This is a genomic window from Anaerosporobacter sp., from assembly GCF_965301125.1.
Map to the genome: position 1 here is coordinate 1 of NZ_CBDLAM010000312.1, position 2,830 is coordinate 2,830.

The window sequence follows — 2,830 nt, forward strand, 5'->3', positions numbered from 1 at the left end:
ATCATAGAGTTTTTTACCTCTTGCTAAGCCGATTTCCATCTTCACAAGACTCCCTTTTAAGTAAACACTTAACGGAACAAGGGTGTACCCCTTTTGCTGCATTTGACCACTAATTTTATTGATTTCATATTTATGAAGTAGTAATTTCTTAATACGTAAAGGATCCTTGTTAAATATATTTCCTTTTTCGTATGGACTTATATGCATATTATAGATGTAAAGTTCTCCATTCTCAACACGGATAAATGATTCTTTCACACTACATTTTCCCATACGAAGTGACTTTACTTCTGTTCCATGCAAAACAATACCCGCCTCATATTTATCTTCAATAAAATAATCAAAGTATGCTTTTTTGTTATTTGCAATTTGCTTAATACTCTCTTTTGACATACTTATCCGTATCCTTTCCTAACTATTATAAAAACATCAAACAAGCAAGTAACACTCTCACCTTAAAAGGTAGGTGACTTGCTTGTTCTTTAAATTATTGCTGACTCAAATCTGAATCAGCCTTGTGAACAAGATCCATAATCGCTTTCTCATCAATTTCATCTTGCACTTCCTCATTACGCCAATCATTCTCTACTAATTCAAAATCAATCGTACGTAATAATCGATCACAACCAACAACCTCTATGGTTACCTTTTGTCCAAGTTTATACATCTTCTTCGTATGTTCACCTATCATCATATAGTGCTCTTCATCATAATAATAGTAATCCCCCTCCATACTACTAACATGAACCATACCTTCGACTGTATTTGGTAGTTCAACATACATACCCCAAGTGGTGATGCCAGATATAACGCCCTCGAAACATTCACCAATGAATTGCTTCATGTATTCAACTTTCTTAAGTTTCTCTACTTCTCTTTCCGATTCATCTGCACGACGTTCTGCCACACTTGATTGTTTCGCTACCTCAGGTAGAATTTTATCATAATGAGAGATTCTCTTTTCATTCATTTTACCTCTCAGATTCTCTTTGATGATTCTATGAATCTGTAAATCTGGATAACGACGGATTGGGGAAGTAAAGTGACAATAGTATTTCGTTGATAAACCAAAATGTCCTTCATTAGAAACCGTGTATTTTGCTTGCTTCATAGAACGCAATGTTAAACGACTAATTAAAGCTTCTTCTGGTGTTCCTTCTATCTTTGATAATAACTTCTGTAATTCTTTCGGATGAATATCATCTTGACCTATCTTAATACTATAGCCAAAATTATTTATAAAGATACCTAGCTTTTGTATCTTCTCTGTATCAGGATTCTCATGTGTACGATAAACAAACGGTAACTCTTGCCAGAAATAATCTTCAGCTATAGTCTCATTTGCCAATAACATGAAATCTTCAATAATCTTTGTAGCTGAGTTTCTTTCATATGCTTTAATTTCGATTGGTTTGCCTTTTTCATTTAGGGTAATCTTACTCTCTGGGAAATCAAAATCAATCGATCCACGTTTGTGTCTCTTCTCACGAAGTAGAGTAGCTAATTCCTGCATTAACTCAAACATAGGAACTAATTCCTTATATTCTTCTATCTCAGCTTCATCTTTATCTTCTAGAATCTTCTTTACACTGGTGTAACTCATTCTACGATCTACACGTAAAATTGTCTCCGCAATCTTATGACTTACAACATTGCCTTTTTTGTCAATATCCATAAAACAACTTAATGCTAAACGATCAACACCTGCATTCAAAGAACATATACCATTAGACAACTTATGTGGTAACATCGGAATTACACGATCTACTAGATAAACGCTTGTGCCTCTCTTAAGAGCTTCCACATCAAGAGGTGATCCCTCTTTCACATAATTCGTAACATCTGCAATATGAACACCTAATGTATAAATATCGCCATTTTTAGATATTGTAATAGCATCGTCAAGATCTTTCGCATCTTCCCCATCAATAGTGACTGTTTGAAGATCACGAATATCCATTCTTCCGCCTATGTCTGCACTCGTCACTTCTTCTGGTATGTTGTCTAGTGATTTCATTACAGGATCAGGGAATTCTAGCGGTAAGTTATTTGCCTTAATTATAGACATAATATCAACACCCGGATCATTAATGTGTCCAATTATTTCTGTAACTCTACCTTCTGGACTCTTATCCTTATCACCAAAATCTACAATCTTAACTACTACTTTATGCCCAGTAACAGCACCTTTCGTATATTCCTTAGGTATGAAAATATCTTTACCGAATTTTAAATTATCAGGAACGACAAAGCCAAAATTCTTACTCTTTTGGAAAGTACCTACTACATCTGTATTTCCTCTCTCAACAACACTAACAACTTCGCCTTCCTTACGTTTTCCTGTTTGTTCTTCTTTAATCATTACTTGAACGATATCATTATTTAACGCACCTTTTGTTGCACTCTCTGGAATGAAAATATCATCCTTTTCTCCCTCTATTGTCACAAAACCATATCCACGTTGCGTGCCTGAGAATGTACCTACTTTAAGGTTTGCATTTGATAATTTATATCTAGATTTCGTATCTAACATTACCTTACCGTCATGTATTAAGGAATCCAATACCTCTTTTAAGTCCTGTTTTTCATCTTTTGGTACTTGCATAATTGCAACAATTTCTTTAAATCGTAATGGTTTATATTTCTTATCTTCCATCATACTTAAGACAAGTTGTTTCTTTATTTCCAATAATGTTCGATCCATAGTAACAACCTCCCGTCTTCAAGCTACAGCTTGCTTTATTTTAAAAGCAGTATAAAATTCACTACTGCAATTTTACTAACTTATTCTTATTTTATCCCTATTAAATTGATTTTTTCCTTTCAGTAT

2 protein-coding genes are annotated in these 2,830 nt (G+C 34.0%); both read right to left on the reverse strand.

The annotated features are described in order from the left end of the window. On the reverse strand, positions 1–393 hold a 393-nt coding region (gene smpB, locus ACW2QF_RS19200), incomplete at its 3' end, for an SsrA-binding protein SmpB (RefSeq protein ID WP_455717626.1). A 94-nt stretch (positions 394–487) separates the two neighbouring features. After that, positions 488–2,704, reverse strand: coding sequence for a ribonuclease R (gene rnr / locus ACW2QF_RS19205; RefSeq protein WP_455717627.1), 2,217 nt, complete (start codon positions 2,702–2,704; stop codon positions 488–490). Between the last annotated feature and the right edge of the window lie 126 nt (positions 2,705–2,830).

Coding starts and splice junctions, on each gene's coding strand:
- rnr (WP_455717627.1), bottom strand. CDS start 2,704: ATGGATCGAACATTATTGGAAATAAAGAAACAACTTGTCTTAAGTATG.